This window comes from Halorubrum sp. SP3 (genome assembly GCF_005435195.1).
In the GTDB taxonomy this organism is placed as follows: Archaea; Halobacteriota; Halobacteria; order Halobacteriales; family Haloferacaceae; genus Halorubrum; species Halorubrum sodomense.
The window spans coordinates 1-2,856 of sequence record NZ_SGTU01000046.1 but is presented as its reverse complement, the minus strand read 5'-3'; the positions used below and the strand labels follow the sequence as shown (position 1 = coordinate 2,856).

Genomic DNA, 2,856 nt, shown 5'->3' with positions numbered 1-2,856 from the left:
CGCGAGGCGTGGTCGCTGTGCGGGGCGGTCTCGCGGCTGGGGCTTTGGCGGTGTTCGTTACCGCTCCGCCAGCAGTCATCTATAAGCAAGCGGCGGGGGTTTTGACGGTGTTTGTCACCGATCTGCTGGAAGCTATTTATAACCGAGCGGCCGGGGCTTTGGCGGTCTCCGTCGTCGATCTATTGGTAGTCGTTTATAAAATAAGAAGCCAGAGATCTGGCTGTCTCCGACGCCGATCCGCCAGCAACGACTTACAAGTCGTACTGGGCGCGCGTCACGTCGTCGAGTCCGGATGCTTCCAGCACGTCGGACGGGACCAGCATGTCGAGCTGGACGACGCCCGGGAGCCGGCCGATCTGGACGCCGCCGGTGAACGTACACCGGGCGCGGACCTCGCCCTCGCTCATGCCGAGCAGGGTCCCGGCGCGGTCGAAGGCGTTCCGGGTGGCGTCGTTGACGGTCGCGCCGGAGCCGATCACCTGGATCGGGGCGGCGTCGGTGTCGACGTCGACGCCGTGTTCGTCCCCAAGGTCCTCTCCCGCCTCGATCTCCTCGTCGCTGTACGGCGCGCTGATGAACGGGAGATCCTCCTCGTTCGGCAGGAGGACCGGGCCGTCGAGGTCGAGGTCCTCGATCACCTCGACGTCCATCGTGACGGTGCCGCTCACGTCGGTGGTGTGTAAGGACAGCTCCCCGTCGCCCTGGTTCGCGTGGAGGTCGCCCACGTAGACCCCGCCGCCGTCGACGACGACCGGGCAGATCAGCGTCGCGCCCGCGCGGACCTCGGGCACGTCCATGTGGCCGTCGGTGCGCAGGTCGAGGTCTTCCTCGGTCTCGACGCCGTAGTCGTGGTCGGCGCCGATCAGGTTCTGGCCGAAGTCGCCCGCGTTGTGCGAGTCGGGCATCGTCACCGGCGGCGTGGTGCCGATGTTGCCGATGAACGGGCGGAGGCGGCCGAGCGCGCCGGGCATCCCGTCCGGCTCGTACAACAGGATCGGGTGCTGCCGGGCGTTCTCGGGGATGTCCATCACCTCGTCGGCGTCGAGCGCGAGCTCGTGGGCGCCCGCCTCGTCGAGGGTGATCCCGACCGCGTTCTCGTGGTCGAACGCGACGGTGTAGCCGTACTCGAAGCCGAACGAGGAGGCGTTGGCGCCGCACTCCGCACAGCGGATCGCGTCCTCGCCGGTGCCCTCGACGACGGAGTCCGGCCACGTCGTGCCGCACTCCGGACAGCGGTGGTCGACGAATGGGTCGTCGCCGAACGCGCCCTCGCGCTCCGCCATCGACCCCGTGCTGGTGGCCATGCTCGTCACCTCCACGTCGCGGATGTGGATCGCGACGGCGTCGCCCACCTCGGCGCCCTCGACGCGGATCGGCCGGGTCACCTCGTGGCCGCCCCGGAACGATGGCGTCACCATCGGCCCCCAACAGCCCGGGGGCGTGTACGTCGTCACCGTCCCGCCGTCCGCGACCGTGCCGGCCCACTCCTGGTCGGGCCCGACGAGCCCGAGCGTGTACTGGTCGACGTACAGCTCCTCTTGAACGCCTTGCTGTGACATACCGTGTCAGCGTACGGCACAGACCGAAATAACCCTACTGCTCGCGGAAGGGGCGGCCGACCCGCCGGCACCGAACTCGGGTGCGGCCGTTTATCAGTACGTCCCGCCAAACGCCTCGCGTATGCAGACCCACATCGTTCCGGTCGGGTTCGACTACGACCGGATGATCGCCCCCCTCATCCGGGACCAGTTCGACGTCGACCGGGTGATACTGCTGGAGGGGACGGTCGGCAGCGAGGCCAACGTCGAGTACTCGCGCAACATCGCGCGCAAGCTCGAACAGGACTTCCGGAACCTCCTCGGCGCCGAGACGGTCCGAGAACGCCTGGACGACGTGTACGACTACGACGCCGCCTTCGAGCGCGCCTTCGACCTGATCAACGCCGAACTGGACCGCGACGAGGGCGTCGACGACACCGACGACCGCGAGGTGTGGGTGAACCTCTGTTCGATGCCGCGACCGGTCTCGTTCGCGTTCGCCACCGCCGCCCACTCGATCATGGTCGAGCGGCAGGCGGACCGCGACCGCATCCACACCTACTACACGGCCCCCGAGAAGTACTTGGAGACCGAGCTCGCCGAGGAGCTGCGCGCGACGCGGGACCTTCTGCGCGACCTCGACGCCGGCGACGACGCGGCCATCGCCGAGGCGGGCGTCGACCCCGACCGCGTCGCGGACCGGCTGGCGAGCACCACGGACCGCCTCGCGGAGTTCGACGAGCGCGGCACCACCATCGGCGCGAAGCGCATCGGCGACAGCCACGTGATCGAGCTGCCGGTCGCCTCCTTCCAGAACGTCAAGCCGTTCGAGGAGCTCGTGCTGTTCACGCTGGGTGAACACGGCGAGTTCGAGTCAGTGTCGGAGCTGGCGGAGACGCTCGCGGCCGAGCTCAACGAGGAGTACACCGACTCGTTCCGCTCGAAGGTCATTTATAATGTCGACCGGCTCGGGCCCGGCGGTAAGGGGTACATCGAGCGCGAGGAACACGGGAAGTCCTACCGGACGAGCCTCTCGCGGATCGGCGAGCTGTGGGTCCGCGCGCACGCCGACGAGGACCGAGACGTTGCGTGAACAGGGAGTGGTGAATCGGTCGTTTACTTATAAATAGGTTCTGGCGGATCGGCTACTAACTCCGCCAAAGCCCCGGCCGCTCGCTTATAAACAGTCGACTACAAATACGCGAAGGACTCCGCCAAAGCCCCAGCCGCGAGGCGCGTAGCGCCACGGCCAACCGGCGGCGGAGCCGCCGGTGACTGCCCCTTTGAGTCCCACCCCGCACAGCGACCGCACCTCACA

The 2,856-nt window shown here is 67.8% G+C and carries 2 protein-coding genes; one reads left to right on the top strand and one right to left on the bottom strand.

What is annotated here, in order from left to right:
- Positions 1-251: 251 nt before the first annotated feature.
- Positions 252-1,559 (bottom strand): acetamidase/formamidase family protein, encoded by a 1,308-nt coding sequence (locus EXE42_RS15040; protein WP_092920312.1) that lies wholly within the window; start codon positions 1,557-1,559, stop codon positions 252-254.
- A gap of 121 nt (positions 1,560-1,680) precedes the next feature.
- Between EXE42_RS15040 and EXE42_RS15035 the strand changes: the two genes are divergently transcribed.
- Positions 1,681-2,631, top strand: a complete 951-nt coding sequence (locus EXE42_RS15035; protein ID WP_092920311.1) for a DUF6293 family protein — start codon at positions 1,681-1,683, stop codon at positions 2,629-2,631.
- The last annotated feature ends 225 nt before the right edge of the window (positions 2,632-2,856 follow it).

Coding starts and splice junctions, on each gene's coding strand:
- EXE42_RS15040 (WP_092920312.1), bottom strand. CDS start 1,559: ATGTCACAGCAAGGCGTTCAAGAGGAGCTGTACGTCGACCAGTACACG.
- EXE42_RS15035 (WP_092920311.1), top strand. CDS start 1,681: ATGCAGACCCACATCGTTCCGGTCGGGTTCGACTACGACCGGATGATC.